This window comes from Pseudomonas sp. Mb7 (assembly GCF_054790525.1).
The window spans coordinates 2,696,112-2,720,059 of record NZ_CP186501.1 but is presented as its reverse complement, the minus strand read 5'-3'; the positions used below and the strand labels follow the sequence as shown (position 1 = coordinate 2,720,059).

General features: G+C 56.1%; 18 protein-coding genes. 2 read left to right on the top strand and 16 right to left on the bottom strand.

Translation table 11 applies throughout. The annotated features are described in order from the left end of the window. Positions 1 to 4 precede the first annotated feature (4 nt). The 4 genes from ACOYXH_RS12355 to ACOYXH_RS12340 all read right to left on the bottom strand — a co-directional run bounded on the left by ACOYXH_RS12355 (position 5) and on the right by ACOYXH_RS12340 (position 5,902). A complete protein-coding gene (locus ACOYXH_RS12355; RefSeq protein ID WP_460064739.1) occupies positions 5 to 946 on the bottom strand; it encodes a PoNe immunity protein domain-containing protein in 942 nt (313 codons plus the stop codon). 158 nt (positions 947 to 1,104) lie between these two features. Beyond that, entirely contained in the window at positions 1,105 to 2,046 is a 942-nt protein-coding gene (locus tag ACOYXH_RS12350; RefSeq protein WP_460064736.1) for a PoNe immunity protein domain-containing protein, read from the bottom strand. Between the two features lie 5 nt (positions 2,047 to 2,051). Beyond that, on the bottom strand, positions 2,052 to 3,614 hold the full coding sequence (locus ACOYXH_RS12345; protein ID WP_460064734.1) for a hypothetical protein: 1,563 nt from the start codon (positions 3,612 to 3,614) through the stop codon (positions 2,052 to 2,054). Continuing rightward, entirely contained in the window at positions 3,611 to 5,902 is a 2,292-nt protein-coding gene (locus ACOYXH_RS12340; RefSeq protein WP_460410762.1) for a type VI secretion system Vgr family protein, read from the bottom strand. The genes ACOYXH_RS12345 and ACOYXH_RS12340 overlap by 4 nt, the downstream gene beginning before the upstream one ends. 374 nt (positions 5,903 to 6,276) lie before the next feature. On the opposite strand from ACOYXH_RS12340, the gene ACOYXH_RS12335 reads away from it, so the two are divergent. Next, the gene (locus ACOYXH_RS12335; RefSeq protein ID WP_095126077.1) at positions 6,277 to 7,578 is read left to right on the top strand and encodes an OprD family porin; all 1,302 of its coding nucleotides are present in this window, start codon (positions 6,277 to 6,279) and stop codon (positions 7,576 to 7,578) included. Between the two features lie 143 nt (positions 7,579 to 7,721). Here the strand turns inward: ACOYXH_RS12335 and ACOYXH_RS12330 are convergent, their stop codons facing one another. The 11 genes from ACOYXH_RS12330 to ACOYXH_RS12280 all read right to left on the bottom strand — a co-directional run bounded on the left by ACOYXH_RS12330 (position 7,722) and on the right by ACOYXH_RS12280 (position 20,546). After that, entirely contained in the window at positions 7,722 to 8,342 is a 621-nt protein-coding gene (locus ACOYXH_RS12330; protein ID WP_007912129.1) for a transglycosylase SLT domain-containing protein, read from the bottom strand. Between the two features lie 45 nt (positions 8,343 to 8,387). After that, on the bottom strand, positions 8,388 to 9,326 hold the full coding sequence (locus tag ACOYXH_RS12325; RefSeq protein ID WP_320413024.1) for a carbohydrate kinase family protein: 939 nt from the start codon (positions 9,324 to 9,326) through the stop codon (positions 8,388 to 8,390). Positions 9,327 to 9,339: 13 nt separating this feature from the next. Continuing rightward, positions 9,340 to 10,836 carry a xylulokinase gene (gene xylB / locus ACOYXH_RS12320; RefSeq protein WP_320413023.1) on the bottom strand — a complete coding sequence of 499 codons (1,497 nt, stop codon included), beginning with the start codon at positions 10,834 to 10,836 and terminating at the stop codon, positions 9,340 to 9,342. A 124-nt stretch (positions 10,837 to 10,960) separates the two neighbouring features. Then, positions 10,961 to 12,436 carry a mannitol dehydrogenase family protein gene (locus ACOYXH_RS12315; RefSeq protein ID WP_460410760.1) on the bottom strand — a complete coding sequence of 492 codons (1,476 nt, stop codon included), beginning with the start codon at positions 12,434 to 12,436 and terminating at the stop codon, positions 10,961 to 10,963. A 15-nt stretch (positions 12,437 to 12,451) separates the two neighbouring features. Next, positions 12,452 to 13,555 (bottom strand): ABC transporter ATP-binding protein, encoded by a 1,104-nt coding sequence (locus ACOYXH_RS12310; protein ID WP_095050861.1) that lies wholly within the window; start codon positions 13,553 to 13,555, stop codon positions 12,452 to 12,454. Positions 13,556 to 13,681: 126 nt separating this feature from the next. After that, positions 13,682 to 14,512, bottom strand: a complete 831-nt coding sequence (locus ACOYXH_RS12305; RefSeq protein ID WP_034154211.1) for a carbohydrate ABC transporter permease — start codon at positions 14,510 to 14,512, stop codon at positions 13,682 to 13,684. Positions 14,513 to 14,520: 8 nt separating this feature from the next. Next, on the bottom strand, positions 14,521 to 15,447 hold the full coding sequence (locus tag ACOYXH_RS12300; protein ID WP_258708287.1) for a carbohydrate ABC transporter permease: 927 nt from the start codon (positions 15,445 to 15,447) through the stop codon (positions 14,521 to 14,523). Between the two features lie 154 nt (positions 15,448 to 15,601). Continuing rightward, on the bottom strand, positions 15,602 to 16,912 hold the full coding sequence (locus ACOYXH_RS12295) for an ABC transporter substrate-binding protein (RefSeq protein WP_095050860.1): 1,311 nt from the start codon (positions 16,910 to 16,912) through the stop codon (positions 15,602 to 15,604). Between the two features lie 346 nt (positions 16,913 to 17,258). Further along, a complete protein-coding gene (locus ACOYXH_RS12290; RefSeq protein WP_095050859.1) occupies positions 17,259 to 18,164 on the bottom strand; it encodes an AraC family transcriptional regulator in 906 nt (301 codons plus the stop codon). A 68-nt stretch (positions 18,165 to 18,232) separates the two neighbouring features. Beyond that, entirely contained in the window at positions 18,233 to 19,117 is an 885-nt protein-coding gene (locus tag ACOYXH_RS12285) for a PI-PLC domain-containing protein (protein ID WP_095050858.1), read from the bottom strand. A 103-nt stretch (positions 19,118 to 19,220) separates the two neighbouring features. Next, positions 19,221 to 20,546: a glycosyltransferase gene (locus ACOYXH_RS12280; RefSeq protein WP_095050857.1), complete on the bottom strand. Its 1,326-nt coding sequence runs from the start codon at positions 20,544 to 20,546 to the stop codon at positions 19,221 to 19,223. 271 nt (positions 20,547 to 20,817) lie between these two features. Between ACOYXH_RS12280 and ACOYXH_RS12275 the strand changes: the two genes are divergently transcribed. Beyond that, a complete protein-coding gene (locus ACOYXH_RS12275) occupies positions 20,818 to 23,157 on the top strand; it encodes a hypothetical protein (RefSeq protein WP_460410757.1) in 2,340 nt (779 codons plus the stop codon). Positions 23,158 to 23,349: 192 nt separating this feature from the next. On the opposite strand, the gene ACOYXH_RS12270 is transcribed toward ACOYXH_RS12275, so the two are convergent. Next, entirely contained in the window at positions 23,350 to 23,709 is a 360-nt protein-coding gene (locus ACOYXH_RS12270; protein WP_220556264.1) for a response regulator, read from the bottom strand. Positions 23,710 to 23,948: the final 239 nt, after the last annotated feature.

Here is a 23,948-nt window from a genome sequence, read left to right as displayed (position 1 = left end):
TCTTTTATTCTTCGCCTGACCAATACCAAATAGTGTCCCCCTTATGAGAGTCTTTGATGTCAGGCATAACCTCACCTTGAGTGAAGTGAGGACGAGACTCAGCTTTGGCAGGGGTAAACCAATAGCCAGTTTTGTTACATGGCTGACCAGCGTCAACACGAGCAACCTGTGACCCATTTGTCGGTCGATAATTTCTAGCGTACTCGACCAAGTCTTTGGGATAGACCATATGGTCTATTTTGCTGTCGTCTATGCCATATAAAAATGCAATAGCTGCTGCTTCGATGGCCCAGTACCCGACATAATTACCATCCTCTCCTTGTAAATGAGTATCGTGCCAAGGAGCCTGTTTAAAGGCTGGGTACCATTGTTGGCAATATTTTTTTAGAAGCTTTGAAGATTCTTCTTTATTGTTAATGTATAGGGCTTGTACAAGTGGTGTATATACGTCGTGATACCAACGATCGACGTCGTGGCGGTTTGGCAGAACTTTCTTCAATAAGTCTTCGTAAAGAGTGTCATCACCAGCATACCCTGCTTGGTCAATGAGTTTTACGAAGCGAGGTAATAGGTCAGTTCGATGCAACAAGATACAGAGACTGATAACTTGAACGGCTTCCTCGTATTGATCCGGCCAGTCATCTAGTGTCAATGGCGATATTTTTGGTGATTTTTCATATTCGGCTAGAGTCTTTTGACGGATCTCGTATTTTTCAATTAGATCCTCCAACAGAGGGACGAGGTTCTCTATGTTTTCCCCTGCGGTATAGCTGGCAAGAAGCTTGTCAAGAGCTAGAGTCTGAAAAAAAGCTGAGCGAAGTGATGCTTCTTCCTCGGCAGTGTCGGATTTGAATTTATTGTTCTTGAAGAACTCGATTATCTCGTCGAGCTCTCTTAAAAAATTTTTATAATGGATTTCGCTAAAATAACCTTGTCTTATTTTCACGTAGGCCAGTCTCAATCTTGAGCGAGTATGATGCGAAGTAATTGTAGTATGTGATGCCTGACGCAGAGGCACATTTTGTCTTTGGGAGATTGTAATAATGTACTATGAATACTTCGCTCAGAACTGTTGGCCAATTACTGAGCGAACAGGAAGCAGCTTTATTCTTCGCCTGACCAATACCAAATCGTATCTCCCCAAGTGGATTCATCAAACTTAGGCATGATTTCCCCTTGATTAAAATGCCTACGGGAGTCTGCTTGGGCAGGAGAGAACCAAAAACCTGTCTTACTACATGGTTGACCTGCGTCTATTCTGGAGATTTCAGCTGCATTAGTTGGTGTTTGGTTTCTCGCATACTCCACTAAATCTTTTGGATAGACCATATGGTTGATTTTGCTGTCATCGATTCCATAAAGAAAAGCAATTGCTCCGGCCTCTAACGCCCAATACCCAACATAACTTCCTTTTTCACCTTGCAAGTGAGTGTCATGCCACGGCGCCTGCTTAAATGCGGGATACCATTGTTTGCAGTAATTGCTCAGTAGTTCGGAGGCTTTCTCTTTGTTGTCAGAATATGTTGCCTGGATTAGGAGTGTATAAACATCATGGTACCATTGGTCGATATCGTGTCTTCCCGGTAGCACCTTTTTTAATAGATCTTCATATAATGTATCATCGCCTGCAAAACCCGCATTGTCTGTGATGTGGACGAAGCGTTTTAACAGGTCTGGGCGATGTAATAGTATACATAGACTTATAACTTGAACGCATTCTTCATATTGGTCGGGCCATTCCTCAATGGAAAGAGGTGAAATATTGGGGATTGCCTCGGAAATGGCGAGATTTTTCTGCCATATTTCATATTTTTCAATAAGTTCCTCTAATAAAGGTATCAGGCTCTCGATATCTTCCCCGGCGGTATAAGAAGCGAATATTTTATCAAGCAGCAGGTTTTGCAGATGTCCTGCTCTTAGTGAGGCCTCTTCTTCTGGGGAGTCTGATTCAAACCTGATTGTTTTGCATAGTTCAAGAACCTCGTTATATTCCTTCAGGAAATTTTTGTACTGGTTCTCGCTGTAAAATTTTTGCCGTTGTTTCATAGTCTTTATGCCTCTAGCGCGAGGGAAGCTAAATTCCCGTGCTTTTTGATTAGCGATTTTTTGCGCTTATTAACAAATTTTTTAACTTCTTCTTCGCCGTAATGGAATGCCTGGTGGCCCCTATGAGTCTCCTCGCTAGCGCTGCTTAGCCTAGCGCTTGCATGTTCTTTAGGACTCAAGCTAGGGTGGTATAAAGGACAATAAAAAAGATGGCGGCTGTACGAACTCTTGATTAAAAGAGTAAGTGTCGGCCCATAAATAGATTTCTTAATATTTTTATCAATCCACTGTCTGCTCATTTGAACGAATAACAAGACGGCTTTGTCGGTCGGTGCTTTTACTGCTTTTACGGACGAAGGTTGGCGTCTTCCAGAATTTAGGGATCTTTTTTCCGGAGACGTAGGCGTCTCTTGTTCGATGGGCTCAATTAATTCGCTTGGCTCCACCGCCCCGGATACCCCCAATTTTGAGCTGATTCCTGGTTGGCGTGTGTTATTTTTTTTGCGCATAAACTTTGGTGCATCTTCATCACGGCTCGCTTTCGCTTCGACGATCGCAAATTTCTTCCCGCCGTTATTTTCTGGTTTTGCTCTCCAGATAGCATCGATGCCTGTTCCGTTAGCACCGTCAGTTAATTTATAAAGGATATGGTTGGCCTTAGGACTTCCGCCTGCGGAAAGTTTCCCCAACTTACTGGCACTAGGTTCACCCTCAAGCCACTTCCCATCAGCACCCTTGTCATGCCCATCCCAATCCTTGCCCCAGCCAAACTCCACTGCACAGATGTAGTCCGCAATGTGTTCGCCGCTCACTCCCAAACCCTCGTTCAAAATGCTGGAAGGGGCCTGAAGGCCCATTTTCGAGGCTTCGACCTGGTTGGAGTGGGTGCCACTGGCGCCATCGGTGCCTTTCGCTGCAACCGAGGAGTCTTTGTTGGCGGGTTTTTCTGCTCTTTTCGGGTGGCTGGAGCCGGAGCCGGCTGCCGAGCTATTGCGCTGCATGCCTTTCCATTTCACCAGTCGCTTTTCAACGATCCCGACCATGGCCGGCATGTTGTCGCGGGAGGAGGCGAGGACGGTGACGACGGAGGTTTTTGCCCAGTTGGGCAGGCTCTGGAACGTCGAGGAGCCTTTGACGCCGGTGATGATTTCATCGAGTTCGCCGCGTAGCTTGCCAGCGTTGAATATCTGCTTGAGCAGTTCTTCGGGGCTGGTTTTGATTCCGCACTCTTGCAGGACGAAGCGGAGCAGGTCGAACAGTACCGGGGCATAGCGCTGCGGGTCTTTATTGACGATGCGCAGGCTTTTTTTCAGGCCGTCGCCGGGGCCTGGAATCCAGCCGATGACGGCCATCAGCAGGTCAAACTGTGCGTCTTCCTTGCCATCGGTCGACTCTGCGTTGTAGAGGACGATCGCGGATTCAATGGTGTCGTAGGCATCGATGGCTTGCCCCAGGAACGGCACTGCGCCTAGCGCGATGCCTTTTGCCAGCTCAACGGCGGCTTCTTGATAGGCGGCGCTACGGTCTTCGCCGCCGTCGTTTGCGCTCTCAGCTACTGCCTCGCTCATGTCAGCCTCCCTGCGGCTTTCTCCACTAATGCTTGTAAATCAACCTGGTTCGGGTCCAGGCCGAGCTTGCGTAAATCTTCGTTAACTTTTTCGTCCGAGTTCTGCACCACCGCGACACTTTCGCGGCTGAACGGCCGTGGATCCTCGCCGTAATAGACTTTGGCCGGTCCTTTCGGCACGTCTTCCAACCGGGCGAAGCCGTCATCGTCCAGCACGCCTTCACGGGTCGAACCATCGGCAAAATCAACGCGATAAGGCGCGCCCGGCACCGGTTCCAGATTGTCGTAGTGCAAATTCAACTCAAGCCAAGTCGGGTTGGCCTTGGCTTTTTCCATCAGCCTTCCGGCGATGTCCGCCGCTGCCAACCCCGGAATCAACGGCACCAAAATCCCGATCCCGGTGCCCACGCCAGGCGCGCCGCCGGTATTGACCTTCACTTCTGCGCCGCTGATGGTCACGCCGCCGGCGTCGACCTTGACGAAACTGCCGCCAGCCTTGGCGGTGAGTTCCATGCCGGCGTCTATCACGACCTTGTCGCCGGCGTGGTAGTGGATTTCGCTGCCGGCTTCGACGAATTGAGCGGTGCCGATTTTTACGTGCTGGGTCACGCCGACGGTCAGGTGCTCGTCGGCGCGCATTTCGCTGATGCGGTCCAGATGGGTGATGCGGTGTTCTTCAACCTTGAATTCGCTCAGCGTGTTGGCTTCGACGGTGTCGTGCCGTTCGTTGCCGACGCGGATTTTCTGGTCGTGCTCGATGTTTTCGTCCCAATCGCGTTGGGCGTGGATGTAGATCTGCTCGACGCCTTTTTTGTCTTCGATACGGAATTCGTTGTAGCCCTTGCCGCCCGGTGAACTCAGGGTTTTGAAGGTGCTGCGGGTCTTGTTGGCCGGCAGGTCGTAGGGGACGACGTTTTCCTTGTGGTACAGGCAACCCGTGACCAGCGGCTGGTCGGGATCGCCTTCAAGGAAGGTAACGAGGACTTCCATGCCGATGCGCGGGATGGCGATGCCGCCGTAGGCTGCGCCGGCCCAGCCGCTGGCGACGCGCATCCAGCAGGTGGTTTTGTCGTTGGACTGACCGTCGCGGTCCCAGTGGAATTGCACCTTGATGCGGCCGTACTGGTCGCAGTGGATCTCTTCGCCTGCGGGGCCGGTGACCACAGCGGTCTGGCTGCCGAGGACTTTTGGTTTCGGGTGTTCAAGGGCAGGGCGGTAGTGCGCGTCCCACGGGGTGGCGAGGAAGCTGTTGCGGTAGCCCTGGTGGAAATCGCTTTTGTTGTCGGTGACGTCGCTGGTGACGTTTTCGCCGAGGACTTGCGGTTGTTTGCCTTCGTGGAAAACTTCCAGCAGCAGCCACAGTTCATTCCACTCGGCGCGCGGGTGTTCAGCGAGCGTGAGGAAATGGCCGCTGGTGAGGGTCGGTTCGTCACCTTTGCCTTCGGCGAGTTTGTAGTCGCTGCGATGGCGTTCCAGCGCGCGGGTGGAAAGGAACTTGCCGCGCTCGCGGGTGGTGAAACGGCCGGGGTAGTCGTAGTCCTCGAGGTCCGGGGCAAAGGTGCTTTTCGCGGTGCCTTCGGGGAGGATCTGCGGTTTTTCGAAGTCGTAATCGCGGCGGCTGACGCGGGTGGTGCGGGTTTCCAGGCGCAGGTTGAAGCGTTTGATCACCGGTTTGTCGGCGGCCATGCCGGAGTCTTGCTGGTAGCTCACGGCTTTGAGTTTGCGGAACACGGTCTGGTCGTCGCCGAATACCAGTTTGTGGCCGCTGCTGCTGTGCTGGAAGTGAAAGTGGATACCTTCTTCCTCGCACAGGCGCTGGATGAAATGCAGGTCGGATTCGTCGTACTGCACGCAGTACTCACGCTCCGGGTATTCGGCGTTGAGCTGGAAGCTGTAGGCGTCGGCAAGAATGCCGCGATCTTCCAGGACCTGAGCGATGATCTTCGGCACGGTCAATTGCTGGAAAATCTGCTGATCGTGGTTGTGCCGCAGGTAGGCCAGTTGTGGCACCAGGCTGAGGCTGTAACGGGTCAGGGTCTTGCCGGAGTCGCCTTGCTCGATGCGATAGACCAGACCGTGGATCTTGCCTTCGCCGGTCGGGCCGAAGGTCAGGACGCCGGGTTTGTGCAACAGCTCTTCGAGTTTGAGGTCGGGGCGGGCGCTGACGAGTTCGAGGTCGAAACGGAACGGTTCGTTGAGGGCTTCGCGACCGGTGAAGCTGAGGACTTGCAGGTCGGCGTTGGCGCCTTCAAGCGTGAGGGTAATGTGGGTTGCGTTGGCGTCCAGCATGCCTTGAATTCCGTCCATTGAATAAGCAGGTGACGGATGATGGAGGATTCAGCCGCCTCGTTCAAGGCACAAAAGCCGTAGGTCTGGCAGGTTTGCGGTATAGGGAAAACCCTTAGATGAGGTGTTTGGCCCAATGAAACCGGGCATTTGGTGCGAATTGGCGTTCATTGCCGGCAACTTTTCCCACGACCCGGCGTTGAAGAATCCTCAGTCAGATTCAGACTAAAGTCGCCTGTAGAACGTCAAAGCCATCTGCCATCATTGCCGTTCACCCCTGCGTGTTCACTTTCTCCTGGTTCAATTCGACCCGGGACGGGAGCTATTTTTCTGGCTTGTTGCGCGCTTGCGCAAACGCTGCATTGTTGGAGTTTTTCATGCGTCCCCCATTTCCCCTCATCACCCCGCGCCAGTCGTTTGGCTTCGGAGCCTTTGTGCTGTGCGCAGGTTTTACCGCACAGGTTCAGGCCAGCGGATTCTTTGAAGACACCACGGCGAAAATCGAGTCGCGCACGGTGTACTTCAACCGCGATTTCCGTGATGGGCACACCACGAACGATCAGGGCGCCTCCAAGCGTGAAGAGTCGGCACAGGGCTTTATTCTCAACCTGCAATCGGGCTACACCGAAGGTACCGTGGGTTTTGGTATTGATGCGCTGGGCATGCTTGGCTTTCAACTCGATTCCAGCCCGGACCGCAGCAACAGCGGCTTGTTGCCATCGAGCGGCAACGACCCGCGCGGCTCGAAAGGTCAGTACGCGAAAATGGGCCTGACCGCTAAGGTCAAGGTCTCGGACACGGTGCTGAAGTACGGCGCGCTGCTGCCGGATCTGCCGTTGCTGAAATACAACGACGGTCGTTTGCTGCCGACGATGTTCAACGGCGCCATGCTCACCTCTAAAGAGCTGAAAGACCTGACCTTCATGGCCGCGCGTCTGGACAAGTACACCGCGCGCGATTCCACCGATTCGCAAGACATCCGCGTGCACTGCAAGAACAAGCGCTACGCGTGCAACACCACCGCCGACCATTTCGACATGTATGGCTTCGACTACAAGATCAATGATCGCCTGACTGCGCAGTATCACTACGCCGAACTGGAAGACATTTATCGTCAGCACTTTGTCGGGCTGTTGGGTAATCAACCGTTAGCTGGCGGTGTGCTTAAAGCGGATCTGCGTGTGCTGAAAAGTGCCGACAGCGGTGATGCCAAGGCCGGTTCCATCGATAACCGGGCGTTGAGCGGCATGTTGTCCTATGCGCACAGCGGCCACACGTTCAGCGCCGGTTGGCAGCGCATGAATGGCGATAACTCGATGCCGTACCTCGATGGCAGCAATCCGTATCTGGTCAACTACGTGCAGGTCAACGACTTCGCCGCTGCGCAGGAACGCTCGTGGCAGTTGCGTTATGACTATGACTTCAAAGCCATCGGCATTAATGGTTTGAGTTTCCTGACGCGCTATGTGAACGGTGATCACATCAAGGTGTTGGGCAGTGATCAGGAGGGCAAGGAGTGGGAACGCGACAGCGAGTTGAAGTATGTGATTCAGACGGGCACGTTCAAGGATGTGAGTCTGCGATTGAGGAATGCTACGTATCGCACCAATTATGAGAAGTTTGCGCGGGATGTGGATGAGACACGGTTGATTGTGAGTTATAGCTTTTCGGTGTTGTAGGTCTTGGATGTGTAGTGCTTGATCGGGCGCTATCGCGAGCAGGCTCACTCCTACAGGGGACCTTCAGTGGACGCGGATATCGTGTTCAACATTGATCCATTGTAGGAGTGAGCCTGCTCGCGATGAGGCCCTTGAAGTCACCGTTACAACCAATGCCAGAACCGGCTCCAGAACCCCCGATTCAAATCCTCTTTGCACCCGGCATATTGCCGCGCATACACATCCGAACGGTTCTGCACTTTGCGCGCCGTCGGCATCAGCCAGGCTTTGCTCGCGTAAGTCTTGTTGCGGAACCCGCCCCAGCCTTCGTGGTAGTTGAGGTATTGGTTGTAGGCGTCGTACTTGTACACGCCGTTGATCGAATAGGTCTTGTCCATGTACCAGCCGACAAAGTCGATGGCGTCGTCGAAGTCTTCGCGGTCGGCGCCGCTGCGGCCGGTGCTTTTCTGGTAGTCGGCCCAGACTTCATCTTTGGCTTGCGCATAACCCGAGGCGGTTGAGACGCGGCCCCACGGGATTACCCAGAGCAAATATTTGCGCGGAGTCTTGGCGTCGTAGCGGTAGCCGGATTCCTGATACATGATCGCGAAGGGCACCTGAATCGGTACGCCCCAGCGTTTTTGCGTGACTTGCGCAGCGTCGTACCAGTCGCTTTTTTCGCGGAAGATTTCACAGATGTCTTCCGGCGAACGGGGCGGCGAGGTGCCGCACCCGCTCAGTAGCGTTGCCAGTGTCAGTAGTCCAAGCGTCTGCCTGTAATTCAAAAGCCGTTATCCCGTCGTGCGCAAAAAGGCCGACAGTTTACGCGCTCAGCTCAATTGATGACGATAGGGCAGATCCGGGCCGGTCTTGCTACAGGTCAGCGCGGCGGCTTGCACGGCGAACCTGAGCATGGCGTCGATCTGCTCGCGAGCGAGTTGCTGCACGCCTTCAACCGAATCCAGACCGTGCTCGGTCAGCCAGGTGATCAGCGCGGCCTGGAAGGTGTCACCGGCGCCAACGGTGTCGGCGATCTTCACCGAGGCCGCCGGCACTGACCAGTTGCCATGCTGGCGGCTGAACACACTGGCGCCGTCGCCGCCACGGGTGAGGAAGACGACCTGGCAGCGGTGTTCGAGCCAGCCTTCGATCACCCGTTGCGGGTCTTGTTCGGGGTAGAGCAGGCTCAGGTCTTCGTCGCTGACCTTGATCAGATCGGCCAGTGGTACCAGCGTCGCGATGCGTTCGCGCCAAAGGTCGATGTTCGGCTCGGGGTTGAGGCGCACGTTGGGGTCGAGGGTGATCAGGCGTTTGCCGCTCTCGCGCTGCACCAAGGTCAGCAAGGTGTCGCCGATCGGCTGCACCACCAGCGAGAATGAGCCAATGTGCAAGCCGCGCACCTCAGGGCCCAACACCGGCAGATGCGCAAGACTCAGTTGCCGATCGGCACAGCCCTCACCGCGAAAGCTGTAATGCGGCGAGCCATTGGCACCGACGGCGACCATGGCCAGCGTGGTCGGTGCGGCGAAATCCACCAGATAGTCCGGGCACACACCTTCATCCTGCAGCACTTGCTGCAAGCGGCGGCCGAGGTAGTCGGTGGACAGCCCGCCAAACAAGGCTGAGTCCACGCCCAAGCGGCGCAAACCGACGGCGACGTTGAACGGCGAGCCGCCAGCAATCGCCTTGAAAGTCACTTTCGAGGCCAGACCGCTGGCGTCGTCTTCACTGAAAAAATCAAACAGGGCTTCGCCACACACCAAATACATAATTGTTTGCTCTTTATAGGGTTGCGACATGCTGTTGATAGCGTTCATAGGCCTGCTGGAACGCCGCGACGTTGGCGGCAATCGGCAGGGTTTCACTGCTTGAATCGAGTTTCACGCAGCGCTGGCACAGATCGGCGAGGGTGTCTTCGTGGCCGTTCGACCAGGATTTGCACCACGCCGCTTGAATCGCTGCGCCCAAGGCTGCGGCTTCACTTTGTTCGGTACAGATCACCGGGGTGTTCATGATGTCGGCGACGATCTGCCGCCACACCGCACTTTTCGAACCGCCGCCGATCAGGCAAATGCTGCGGCTTTGTAAACCATTCTGGCGGAGCAAATCCAGCCCGTAGCGCAAACCGAAGGTGGTGCCTTCGACGGCGGCGCGGCACAGATTGGCCTGGGTCAGGTTGTCCAGCGTCAAGCCGTGCAGGCTGCCGGTGGCGTGGGGCAAGGCGGGCACCCGTTCACCGTTGAGGAATGGCAGCATGCTCACGCCGTCAGCGCCGATGGGAGCCTGGGCGATGAGGTCGTTGAACTGTTGCAGGTCGAGGTCGAACAGCTCGCGGATCGCGCCGGTGGCGTTGGTCAGGTTCATCGTGCAGATCAGCGGCAACCATCCGCCGCTGGACGAGCAGAACGTCGCGACCGAAGCGTCCGGGCTGACTTTTGGTACCTCGGAATAGGCGTAGACCGTGCCGGAAGAGCCGAGGCTCATGGTGATCGCGCCGGGCTGAATGTTGCCGGTGCCGATGGCGCCCATCATGTTGTCGCCGCCACCGCTGGAGACCAGCGCATTGGGGTTGATGCCGAGGTGTTCGGCGATGGCCGGGAGGAGGGTGCCGACCGATTGATGTGCATCGATCAGCTCAGGCAATGCGGCTTGCAGGCGTCCGCTGGCGTCGATGTCGCGCAGCAATTGCAAGTCCCATTGGCGAGTGCGCACGTTGAAATAGCCGGTGCCGGAGGCATCGCCGTATTCGCTGCAGGCGCGGCCGGTCAGCCAGAAATTCAGGTAGTCGTGCGGCAGCAAAATGCGTGCGATGCGTGAGAACACCACGGGGTGCTGTTCTTTGGTCCAGAGCAGTTTCGACACCGTGTAGCCCGGCGCGATGACCACGCCGAGGCGTTCCAGCGAGCCTTTTTCACCGCCCAGATGAGTCAGCAGACGCTCGTTTTCGGCGCTGGTTTCGGTGTCGCACCAGAGCTTGGCCGGGCGCAGCACTTCACCTTGATCATCGAGCAGGACCAGACCGTGCTGCTGGCCGGAGACGCCGATGCCGAGGATCGCCTGACCGTCGACATTCGCCGCCAGCAATGCCTGGCGGGTAGCGATGGCGAAGGCGTCCAGCCATTGCTGGGTGTCTTGTTCGCGGCGACCGTTGGCGCCGCTGATCATCGTGTGGGCGGCGGCGCCCTGGCCGAGCACTTGGCCGCTGGCGGCGTCGAGGATGATGGCTTTGGTGCCTTGGGTGCCGCAGTCGATGCCTAGGAAGAGTTGTTGTTTTGTCATTAGCACTCCAGGACCGCTCGTTCCCACGCTCTGCGTGGGAATGCCTCATTGGACGCTCTGCGTCTGCTGTTGGATGGGACGCGGAGCGTCCCGGGCTGCATTCCCACGCAGAGCGTGGGAACGATCAGGCTGCGAGAATCTTTTCCAGCGTCCGCGTCACACCCTCTTCACGCAAGCTGTCGCAGCACCACTCAAACGCCGCGACAAACTCCGCCGAACGCGGTATCGCCGTGCCGAAAATCTCTTCGACCGCCAACAACCGCTGAGTGATTAAAGCATCGTCCGCCACCAACGCCTGACAAAACGCCGCGCGCGGATCAGGAATCGAATAGGTGTCACCATTCTCATCCACCCCCTTCAAATACAACGCCCACGCCGCCACCACCAACGCCGCACGTTTAGTGTCCTGCCCATCAGCAATCAAGCGGTTGATGGTAGGAATAGTGAACTTGGGAAACTTCGACGAGCCGTCCGAACACACTCGCTCCAACTGATCGGCAATCGCCTGATTGGAAAACCGCGCCACCAGCGTGTTTTTGTAATCCGTCAGATCAATGCCGGGCACCGGCGCCAGTTGCGGGGTCACGTCCAGATCCATATAAGCGCGCATGTAGCGCACGAACAGCGGGTCGTTCATGGTCTCGTGAACAAACCGGTAACCCTTCAAAAAGCCCAGATAGGTCAGCGCCAGGTGGCTGCCGTTGAGCAGTTTGATTTTCATCTCTTCGTAGGGCGAAACATCGTCGGTGAACTGCACACCGACCTTTTCCCACGCCGGGCGGCCATTGACGAATTTATCCTCCAGCACCCATTGCACAAACGGCTCGCAGACCACCGGCCAAGCATCGTCGACGCCGTGTTTATCGGCCAGTTGCAGGCGATGCGCGGTGCTGGTCATGGGGGTGATGCGGTCGACCATGGCGTTGGGGAAACTGACGTTGGCGTCGATCCAGCTGCACAGATTGCTGTTACGCAGAGTGGCAAAGGCCAGCAGCGCCTTGCGGGTCACGGCGCCGTTGTGCGGCAGGTTATCGCAGGACATCACGGTAAATGCCGGAATGCCCGCCGCGCGGCGTTTTTCCAGGGCTGCACACAAGAAGCCGAACACGGTTTTCGGGTCCTCTGGGTGGGCCAGGTCGTGTTGAATCTGTGGCAAGTGCGCCATGAACTCGCCGTTGCTGTCGTCGATGCAATAACCGCCCTCGGTGATGGTCAGCGAGACGATGCGGATTTGCGGATCGGCGAGTTTGTCGATCAATGCCTGAGCACCGTCCTCGGCCAGCAGCATGTCGCGAATCGCGCCGATCACGCGGACTTCGGTGTCGTCGCTGTCGCCGAGTTCGAACAGCGTGAACAGGTAATCCTGCTCGTTGAGATCGTCGCGGGCGCGGCGGTCTTCGGCGCGCAGGCCGACGCCGCAAATCGCCCAGTCGAGCGCTTCGCCGGTATTCATCAAGGCATCGGTGTAATACGCCTGATGTGCGCGATGGAAGCCGCCGACGCCGATGTGGGCGATGCCCTGGCGAGTGTCGCTGAGGCTGTAGGCCGGTAGTTGTACTTCGGCGGCCAGACGATGGAGATTCTGTTGGTTGAGTTTCATCGGGAATTCTCGAAGTCAGGCCGCAGCGCGCAGCGGACGGGTCAATGCGACACCTTCGGCATCGAATAAATGGCACTGGGCCGCGTCGAGGTGCAGGCTCAGTTGTTCGCCGTAACGGCTGGCCAGATCCCCGCGCACGCGCATGGTCAGGGCTTCGCCAGCGTTGGTGGTGACGTGGCAGAAGGTGTCGCTGCCCAAGCGTTCGCTAACGTCGGCGGTGACTTGCAGGCTGCAATCGCCGGGTTGCGCCAGCTCCAGATGCTCCGGGCGAATACCGAGGGTCACGGCGCTGCCGACACTCAGATTGCCGGCGTTGAACGGCAGGGTGATGCGCGTGCCGGCATCCAGCGAGACTTCGCAGCTCTGGCCATCGATGCGGGCGATTTTGCCTTTGAGGAAACCCATTTTCGGCGTGCCGAGGAACCCCGCGACGAACAGGTTCGCCGGGTTGTGATACAGGTCCAGTGGCGAGCCGACCTGTTCGATCTTGCCGCCATTGAGTACCACGACTTTGTCGGCCATGGTCATCGCTTCGACCTGATCGTGGGTCACGTAGATCATCGTCGCTTGCAGGTCTTTGTGCAGGCGCAGCAGTTCCAGGCGCATCTGCACGCGCAGCGCGGCGTCGAGGTTGGACAGCGGTTCGTCGAAGAGGAAGATTTTTGGATTACGCACGATGGCGCGACCGATCGCAACGCGCTGACGCTGGCCACCGGAGAGCTGCTTCGGCTTGCGTTCAAGCATCGGCCCGAGTTCGAGAATCCGCGCCGCTTCGCCGACTTTCTTCTCGACTTCGGCTTTCGGCACGCCGGCCAGATCGAGGGCGAACGACATGTTCTTTTTCACGGTCATGTGCGGGTACAGCGCGTAGGTCTGGAACACCATCGCCAGATCGCGCTTGGCCGGGCTGACTTCGGTGATGTCACGGCCATCCAGTTCGATGGTGCCGTCGCTGACTTCTTCCAGACCGGCGATCAGGCGCAGCAGGGTGGATTTGCCGCAACCCGACGGGCCGACGAAGACCACGAATTCCTTGTCGTTCACTTCAAGGTCGATGCCTTTGATGATGGAGAAACCTTCGAAGCCTTTTTGCAGATTCTTGATTTTCAGGTTGGCCATGATGATGGGCCTCCGCATTGTTGTTTTTTTAAGATCAAAAGATCGCAGCCTGCGGCAGCTCCTACAGGAGGACGGCATGCTTTATGTAGGAGCTGCCGAAGGCTGCGATCTTTTGCTTTTCAATCTTCATTTCACGGCGCCGAACGAGAGGCCGCGCACCAGTTGCTTCTGGCTGATCCAGCCGAAGATCAGGATCGGCGCACATGCCAGGGTCGAGACCGCCGACAACTTGGCCCAGAACAAACCTTCCGGGCTTGAATACGAGGCGATCAGCGCAGTCAACGGCGCGGCCTTCGACGAGGTCAGGTTCAGTGACCAGAAGGCCTCGTTCCAGCACAGAATCAGCGACAGCAGCACGGTCGAGGCGAGGCCACCCTTGGCGATCGGCAGCAGCACGCGAACCATTTCCTGCCACAGCGTGGCGCCGTCGAGGCGGGCGGCTTCGAGGATGTCTTTGGGGATGTCCTTGAAGTAGGTGTAAACCATCCACACCACGATCGGCAGGTTGATCAGCGTGTAGATCACGATCAGTGCGATGCGCGTGTCGAGCAGGCCGAAGCTTTTCGCCAGCAAGTAGATTGGCATCAGCACGCCCACCGGCGGCAGCATCTTGGTCGAGAGCATCCACAGCAGCGTGCCTTTGGTGCGCTGGGTTTCGTAGAACGCCATCGAGTACGCCGCCGGCACCGCGATCAGCAGACAAAGGGCCGTAGCACTGAAAGAAATCACCACCGAGTTCCAGGCGAAACTGAAGTAATCGCTGCGCTCATTGATGTGCAGGTAGTTCTCCAGCGTCGGCGTGAAGATGAATTGCGGCGGCGTGGCGAACGCGTCGATTTCGGTTTTGAAACTGGTCATCACCATCCAGAAGATCGGGAAGAAAATCACGATCGCGATGGCCCAGGCCAGGGTGCCGAGCAGCAGGCTTTGCAGCCGGCGGGATTGTTGAAGAGTCATGGCAGGCCTCAGGCTTTGTCAGTCAGGTTTTTGCCGATCATCCGCACCAGAATGATCGCGGCGATGTTGGCGATGACCACGGCAATCAGCCCGCCCGCCGAGGCCATGCCGACGTCGAACTGCACCAGCGCCTGGTTGTAGATCAGGTAGGCGAGGTTGGTCGAGGCGTAGCCGGGGCCGCCGTTGGTGGTGGTGAAAATCTCGGCGAACACCGACAGCAGGAAGATCGTTTCGATCATCACCACCACGGCAATTGGTCGCGCCAGATGCGGCAGGGTCAGGTGCCAGAAGATCGCGACCGGCCCGGCGCCGTCAAGGCGTGCGGCTTCCTTCTGTTCCTGGTCGAGGGACTGCATGGCCGTCATCAGAATCAGGATCGCGAAGGGCAGCCATTGCCACGAGACAATGATGATGATCGACAGCAGCGGGTAGTGTGCCAGCCAGTCCACCGGTTGCGCGCCGAACAGCTTCCAGACGTAAGCGAGGATCCCCGAGACCGGATGGAAGATCAGGTTCTTCCAGATCAACGCACCGACCGTGGGCATGATGAAGAACGGCGAAATCAGCATGACCCGGACGATGCCGCGACCGAGGAATTCGCTCGCTTCAAGCAACGCACTGATGAGTACGCCGAGCACCACGCTTATCAACAACACGCTGCCGACCAGCAGCAAGGTGTTGGTCGCACCGGGCATGAAACCCGAATCTGTCAGGAAGTATGTGAAGTTCTCCAACCCCACGAACTGGTTTTCACCGGGGTAGAGCAGGTTGTAGCGGATCATCGAGAAGTAAATGGTCATGCCCAGCGGCACGATCATCCACAGCAGCAACAGGGCCACCGAAGGGCTGACCAGAAACCAGCCGGGATTGCGTACGCGGACTTTGCGCGCAGGCTGCGACAGGTCGATGTGGGCTTTGGCAGTTGAAGTATTCATGGCGATCACAACCGAGTCATACAGACCTATGGAGATCTAATGTAGGAGTGAGCCTGCTCGCGATGGCGGTGTGTCAGTCACCGTCTGTTTCAGATTGAAAACCGCCATCGCGAGCAGGCTCACTCCTACAAAAGGCAGGAGCGAGCTTTGCGGGTTACTTGGGATAACCGGCGCGCTTCATCTCGCGTTCAGTGGTTTGCTGTGCAGCAGCCAAGGCTTGATCCACCGTGGTCTGGCCGATCAACGCTGCCGAGAACAGCTTGCCGACCTGGGTGCCCACCGCCTGGAACTCAGGAATGGTCACCAGTTGAATACCGATGTACGGCACCGGTTTCAGCGTTGGCTTGCTCGGGTCAGCCGCTTTCAGCGATTCGAGCGTGACCTTGGCAAACGGCGCGGCGCTCATGTAGGCATCGCTGTAGGTCGAGGCGCGGGTGCCTGGCGGTACGTTGGCGATGCCGTCAGTTTTGGCTACCAGCTCGCCATATTCTTTGGAGGTTGCCCAGGCGCTGAATTGCTTCGCGGCGTCTTTGGCTTTGGAACTGGTCGGAATCGCCAGCGCCCACGAGTACAGCCAGGCCGAGCCTTTGTCAGTCACTTGATGCGGGGCGAAGGTGAAGCCGACATGATCGGCAACCTTGCTCTGGGTCTTGTCGGTGACGAACGAGCCGGCGACGCTGGCATCGACCCACATCGCGCATTTGCCGCTGTTGAACAGTGCGAGGTTTTCGTTGAAACCGTTGCTGGAGGCGCCCGGCGGGCCGGATTTCTTCATGGTGTCGACGTAGAAATTCAGCGCGTTTTTCCATTCCGGCCCGGTAAATTCAGGCTGCCATTTCTCATCGAACCAGCGCGCGCCATAGGCGTTGGCGACGGTGGTGATCAGCGCCATGTTCTCGCCCCAGCCGGCCTTGCCGCGCAGGCAGATGCCGTACTGTTCCTTGTCCTTTTTCGTGAGCTTTTCGGCGAAACCGGCAATCTCTTCCCAGGTCGGACGCTCGGGCATGGTCAGGCCGGCATCCTTGAACAGGTCGGTGCGGTAATAGGTGATCGAACTTTCCGCGTAGAACGGCAGGGCGTACAGCGAACCCTTGACCGACAGGCCTTCACGCACCGACGGGAACACATCGTCGAGGGCGTAACTGGCCGGCAGATCCTTCATCGGTTCGAGCCAGCCTTTGGCGCCCCACAGTGCCGCTTCGTACATGCCGATGGTCAACACGTCGAACTGACCGCCCTGAGTGGCGATGTCGGTGGTCAGGCGTTGGCGCAGGACGTTTTCTTCGAGCACCACCCAGTTGAGCTTGATGTCCGGATGCTCGGTCTCGAAGGTTTTCGAGAGCTTTTGCATGCGGATCATGTCGCTGTTGTTGACGGTGGCGATGGTCAGGGTCTGGGCGCCAAGGCTGACGCTGCTGAGGGTCATGCAGGTGAGGGCAAGCAGAGCTTTTGCAGTCGGTTGCATCGTGCACTCCTTTTCTGCACCCGGAGGGTTACAGAAGGACAGTTATTGTTTTTGTGTCTTCCTGTGCAGGAAGAATGTGCGCTGATTACAGCCTTCAATCGCAGGACTGACAAATCATCCCTAGCACTTTTATCGATACTTTTTTGCACTGGGCATTTGTGGGGCGAACGCAGGGCAGGGCTTTTCAGCGAGGGGGCGCTATCGAATGCGTACAGGTTTCACAGCATTGCGAGGTCCATTGTGGGAGCGAGCCTGCTCGCGAAAGCGGTGTGTCAGCGACAGATTTGCCAACTGATCCTCCGCCTTCGCGAGCAGGCTCGCTCCCATAGGGGGGGGAATTGCGTTGTCAATGGTGGTTTTGTTCAGTCAGGCGCTGCACGGCGAGCCGTCGGTAATGCGAGGGCGTCATACCCTTGAGCTGCTGAAAGCGCCGATTGAAGTTGGAAATATTGTTGAATCCGGACTCGAAACACACGTCGGTCACCGGTTTGTCGCCATCAGCCAGCAATTCGCAAGACTTGCTGATACGCAGCCGATTGACGAACTCGATGAAATTGCGCCCGGTGGCCTGTTTGAATACGCGACTGAAATAGGTCGGCGTCATGCCCAGGTGCTCGGCGACTTCTTCCAGCGAAATGTCGCGGGCGTAATGACTGAAGATGTAATCGACGGCCCGGTTGGTGCGATCGATATTGTGTTCGTCGGCCAGTTGCGGGGTGGTGGCGCCGGACAACAGCTGGAAATCATCACTGGCGGCCAGCAGCTCCATCAGGATAAAAAAGTGCCCGAGGCGGGTGATGCCCTTACTGTCGGCAATGCGCTGCATCAGCGTCATGGCCTGGCGGATCGTGCGCTTGCAGCGAAATTCGATGCCGTACTGCGCGCGCTCCAGCAAGGGCGCCAGGGTTTTCAGTTCGGCGAACACCTGGTGGCCACTCTCGAACAACTCGTCAGTGAAGTTCACCAGCATGTCACGCTTCTCCACGACCTCGTCTTCGGCCACCTGACTGATCCAGTTATGCGGCAGGTTGGGGCCGGTGAGAAACAGGGTTTCGGGGTAAAAGTTGCCGATGTAGTCGCCGATGAACACCTTGCCTGAGCTGGCCACGATCAAGTGCAGTTCGTATTCCTTGTGGAAATGCCAGCGCACCAGTGGGCACGGAAAACCGTGCTGGCGGTAGATGATGGACAACCCGTTATGGTCATCCATCAACTCGTACGAGGGGTCGGTCACGCGGGCGGTTCGGGTCATGGCCTGAGTACTTTTTCATGATCGCCAGGTGATCATGCCTCGTTTGCCGTGTGGTGCGCCAGCCTCGTTCAAGCCGGCTGTTGGTGGAGGGGCATTCTGGACTTCTCGATGGCTTTCTCCACATTGGCCTGTTGGCAAAAAAACACCACTTTCGAGTTTTTAATGAAGTCGAAGTTAATGATATTGCACTTTTTTGCCCAGTCTGATTTTACGGGATCAAACCAGTTGTCCAGATTGTTGAGAATGCGCAAAGGGCCGCTGGCGATATAACAAGTTGCGCTCAGAGACCAAGGACGCAAGTGGCTGATGGAAGTGCCCATGACTTCTTTTATATAGCCGTGCAACTGGTGGGTGGTCACCAAGGTCTGGTTGATCCATTTATGATTGATTTGTGCCTGGAACCGGCTGTCTCGGGTTTCCCATGTCATCGGCGCGGCAACCAGGACTCGCTGTAGTCGGCTGACTTTTTTAAGTTGGCCTAGTGTCAGGTGGCGGTTTTCGGCAGGAATCATGTGTTGGCCAAAATGCTCGAGCATCAACTGTTTGAATTCAGCGTGGTTGAATTGCGCGTTGCCATTTGTCAATTCGTGGAAGTCAAGAATGATGAACTCATCGAAGCTGCGCTCAAGAAATGCCTTGACGTCGCGGATCAGATCGCCGAGATGGCGCGAAGATGTAAAGCCGTTGTGCTGGAAGCGAAATCTCTCAAGCCCTTGTGCCTGAGCGTCGTACAGCAGGCGTACATCAAGTGCCCGGGAGCCGCGATTGAGTTGCGCATAAAAGGGGATGTCCTGGCATGCCAGCCAGAGGCTCCCGGGAAGCTGAGCGTAGGAGGCTTCCAGGTCGCAGCCTGCATTGTGTGTGCCCGGTAAGGTCAACTCATTGAGAGACAAGTTATCAATCTGTGGTGTGTTGACCATCCATTGATGGGGTTGGAAATCATGAAAGTTCATGGTGTATATCCTGCGTGGATAGTGATTTAAAGTTATATGAGTGCGCGCGCAGGATGTTTATAGAGTCAAGTTCGTATTTGGCCAATCGCTGTTTGAATGCAAGTTATGTAGAGGCCCGGTTTAAGTCTTGGTTTGCTGTGGTGTTGCGGTTTTTTGCTTCAATCCATTGCGCCATATATTGAGTGCTTTTGTGCGCGTGATGGCGCAGCATGCTGCCGGTGAAGTTGTTGTTTCTGAGTGTTTGCAAGTGCTGTTGGCAGTGACGAAGTTTCTCAATAAGTGCCGGTCCGTGTATCGCTTGTTGGTAGCGCTCGGTGAGTAGCTGGGTTCCCGCCAGACAAGCTTCTTGCCAACGCGCCTCGTCCTTGTAAAGCGCCACGGCAGTGTTGGCGAGCTCGATTGCGCTGTTTGAAATGGAGCCGGGCCAAGTGTGATCACCCTGCATTGCCTCAGCACCAACCGGCGTCGTGACGCTGGGTGTACCGCACAGCATGGCGTCGACCAGTTTGCCCTTGATCCCGGCACCAAAGCGCAAAGGCGCCAGGCACACCCGCGCAGCAGACATCACCTGCAACGCATCTTCGGCCCAGTTCATGATGTGGAAGCCTTCGCTGGCGTTATGCAGCGCCGTGGCTTTGGGCGGCGTGTAGGCGCCGTAGATGTGCAATTGGGCCTGGGGCAACTGTTGGCGAATCAGCGGCCAGATGGTGCTCTTCATCCACAGCACGGCATCCCAGTTGGGCGCATGGCGGAAGTTGCCGATGCTCAAGAAGTTCGCCCGTTCTGCAAATGCTACCGGCTCAGCCGTCGGCGGGTCGATCATCAGCGGGCACCAGTGCAGCAATTGCCGAGGCAAGCCGAACTGCTCGATCAGCAGTTCGATTTCCACTTCGGAGATCATCAGGTTCAGATCGCAACGATACAACGCGGCAATTTCGCGTCTGGCCAGATCGCTCTCGGCCATCAGTTCGAACTCGTCGCGCAGGGCCGGGGCAAATACATCACTGAAATCATTCTGGTCCGGATTGACCTTGAGGCGAGACTTGAGCCGTTGGTGGCGCGCATGCCGCAGACTTTGCAGGTCGGAAGTTTCCAGCACGCGCAGTGCCTGAGGGCATTGTTTTTCAACCCGCCAGCCGAACTGTTCTTCCATCATGAACTGGTCAAACAACACAATGTCCGGCGCCAGTTCACTGATGAAGTGGTCAAAGCTGCTGTTGTTGAGTTCGATGGCCACTTCGCAGATGCCGAGTGCAGCAAGATCTGCTTTGTGCTCGCCGGGGCCGGCCGGGCTGCTGAAGGTAATGTCCCAGCCTTGTTGCAGGAAGGTTTCGAGGATCTGCATGACGTGCCCGCTCGCCGCTGAGGAGCGCGGTTCTGGCCAGACGTATCCGATGACCAGGACTTTGGTGGCGGGAGGCTGAATCATGCGAGTTTTTCCTGTGCAGCAAACGAGGGATGCGATGAAGGCGCAATTAAACCATGGCAGGGGCGGTATTTAACACTGTTATCAATATGCTTGGGCTTTACGGTAAAAATGCAGGTGAGAGGGTTGTTCTGCTATTGATTAATGTAATTGTTGTGCAAGATTTGCTAATGGTTATTAGCTTTATAAGTGTGCGGCAGTATTGATAGTTTCGCTTGCGCCACAGTCGTTGAAAGATGCGGTCCGCGTTTTAGTATTGTGCGCAGGAGACTATATGAACAATCAACTATCCGGGCTTTATGCCGGCTCCGAAGAATCGTTATTGTGGTTGCTGGACCCTTTGGCAGATGCCGATGAGACGCCAGTATTGTCGAGGGCGAGAAACGCCAGTTCGGTCTTGTCGTCAGGGGATGTCGTGGAAGGCGTCAATGTAAAAGAGCTGGCTCAGGAGATACTGCAAGGGTGTGCCGCAGTTATGGATGAGGTGAGTTTTGATCCTGCTCATTTCATTCGCGAGCGTATTGATGAAACTGTATTGGAAGTTGTCATTGAAGACGATGTTCGCAAGCGTATTCAGCATGATTGCGCTGTCAGCGTTAAGTATTACGAGTTGGAAGCGCCCAAGCGCAGCGACTCGCTCCAAGGAGAGAAAAAAGCGGTTGTCTGGAAAGAAAAAGCATTCACTCTCGCAGAAATCTGCACTGACTATCACGTGCGTGTTCTCAAAGGACTCTATGGAGTGACCATACAGTGGCCTTCCTATTATCCGCAGAAACTCAGGGAGGTGTTCAATGATGCGGATTATCAAGAGGACTTTAAACAGTATGTAAAAGATAACTTGCGATCGCCTGCGGTTAGCGCATTTGGCCGCTTATTGAAAAAAACAGAGCTGAACAAGTTGGTCGTGGAATTCATCAAGAGTGGTGATCGCTCCCTGGATGATCAAGTCATCGCTTTCGAGTATCTCAAAGGCATGATTCCACCACGCTTGCTTAACTTGCACAGCGATCCTGATTTGAATGTAGATAACGCTGTTTTTATCGGACGAAGCAATCTGGACCGTGGCCTGGTGTTTTTCCTAGGGGAAGACAGTGCGGCCTTCGAGTTTCCCGCCGGACATGATGCCCGTGGGCGTTTTGTTGAAAATAACCAAGACTTCCAGAAGCGCCTGCTCAAGCGCGTGCCGTTACGCGATCAACAGAAACCGTATGTTCGTGATTTCAAATATCGCGGCGCAGAATTTCCCGTGTTCGTCACCCGTGCCAACTATCGGGAATTGGTATTTCGATCCAGTTCGGATATCGGTCAGGATTTGTTCGATCGTCAAATCGCGCGGGCACTTGCCGACATCGATACGCTCGTTTCAACGGAAGCCGAACGCTGGACCGATTTTGCATTGGAGGCGGCCGGTTATCTCCTGCAATGTGTTGCGTTTGCCGCCTCGTTGCCTTACGGCGGAACGGCGGCATTCGCGTCTGCTCCGATTCGCATGCTGATTCCTTTTCTCCTGGGACTCGGGGCTTCCGCGACCGATTTGATTCGTGCAGAGATATCGGATGATCCTTCCGAGACCGAGCGGTTGCGGATCAACGCCGCGATCGGTTTGCTGGCCGAACTTGCAGGCCCGATAGCCGAAAGGCTGATCGGCAAGACATTGTCGCTTGCGCTCAAGAGAGACGTGGGGCGCCGGGTGCTCCAGGCGCTCAAAAACAGCAATCGGCCTTCGGTCTTTCGCCGCTCGGCGACACGGCTGCGTCAACAGTTGGCGAGCACGACAGGAAAAGAGATTCCAGACGCAGCCAAAGGCTTGCTAGTTGCCGGTTATCTCGCCGAGTTGTCAGGCGGCCCGAACGTAGCGCAAAAGCTGGCAACGGAGACGCGGGTCATCCGCTTGTCCGGTCCCGAAAAGGGCTTTGTTTATCAGGGATTCGTCTTTCGGGGAGACATGCGAGACCCTTCACTCATCTTTCAGAAGGGGTTTACCCAGCGCGCACCGATCAAGCACCTCGATCAGATCAACGGTTTGAAGGGGGGATATGGCGGCGCTCATGACGCACTCAGTCCTGATGGCGCGGGTATTTCCACCTCGGCATTCTATAAAAAGGACGGGGCGGGAGCCTTTGTCTATGGGGGACAGAAGGGTGGATTTACCTATTTCATCGACGCACGGCAAGTGGAAGGCTTTCATTTATACGCCAACACCGAACTGGCTTTTCGCCCCAACTCAGGCTTGAAAACCCTGCCACCGCTGGAGATCAATTATGGCGTTGACCTACCACCGGGTCTGATTCTGGGCGCCTATGACCCGGCCGGCAACTTCATCGCCAATCCCAAAGCGATCAATCGGGCCATTGCGGCGAGTGAAATCAACCCGCTGGCGGGAGCGGGCCGGGATGTGGGCAACAAATTACGTCAGCCATTTGCTGACGGAGAGTTGTTGTCCCCCGTCGATTTCGGCAACGAAGCGCTGAACGCGCAGGAAGCGCTTGTGATGGCGGCTCAGTCTGCGTCGGAGGGCATGCGACCTGCGACAGGGAAGGTTGATAGCAGTGATATCAGTGCCTTCCGGGAGCGACAGAACGCTAAACGAGATCGCTTGAACGCGAGAAACTGACACCTCAGGAAACCTCTGCCAGTTCGCGGTAAAGCATTTTGCCGATGAAGAAATGGCAATCGTGCGCCGGACTGGCATCCATGGGCTCGACAAAAACGAGTGTTGCGGGGGCACTGGCAACGGCTGAGGTAAGCAAATATCAATATGCAGGAGTCGCACAAAGCTATTCCGTGAGCGATACGCTTGATGTACCTATTGAAGAATGCTTTTGACTTTGTCGCGTAATTGATCGATGGAAAATGGCTTGCCGATAACATGCATGTCAGCAGGGGCGTCAATGTTTTCGGCATAACCACTGGCAAACAGAATCGGCAGGGCGGGGCGCAGTTTTCGTGCTTCGCCTGCCAGTTCGCGGCCATCCATGCCAGGCAAGCCGACATCGGTCATCATCAGGTCAACCTCTTTGGTGGCGTCCTTGAGAACCTCCAGAGCCTGTTCGCTCCCATCTGCTTCGAGCACCTTGAACTCCAGCTCCTCCAGCACATCGACGATCAGCATGCGCACGATGTCGTCGTCTTCTACGACAAGGATGGTGGGGGCGGGGGTAGACATATTAAGGCTCTCGAAAGTCAGTTCAGGGTCGCCGGTCGATCAAAAGTGCCGGGCTCTTTCATCAGTAAGTGGCGCAGTGCCACAAGTTCCCTGCCTGGGACAAAAAAAGCATAGCCGCAGACGGGACCGCAAGGATAACTGTTCAAGGCTGTAAAGGTGCTGGTGCATGTAGGAATTTGCGGCGAAAGATGTGAGAAAAATGGATCCACGCCGTCGTTTTGGGGCAAACTGCCGGTTTT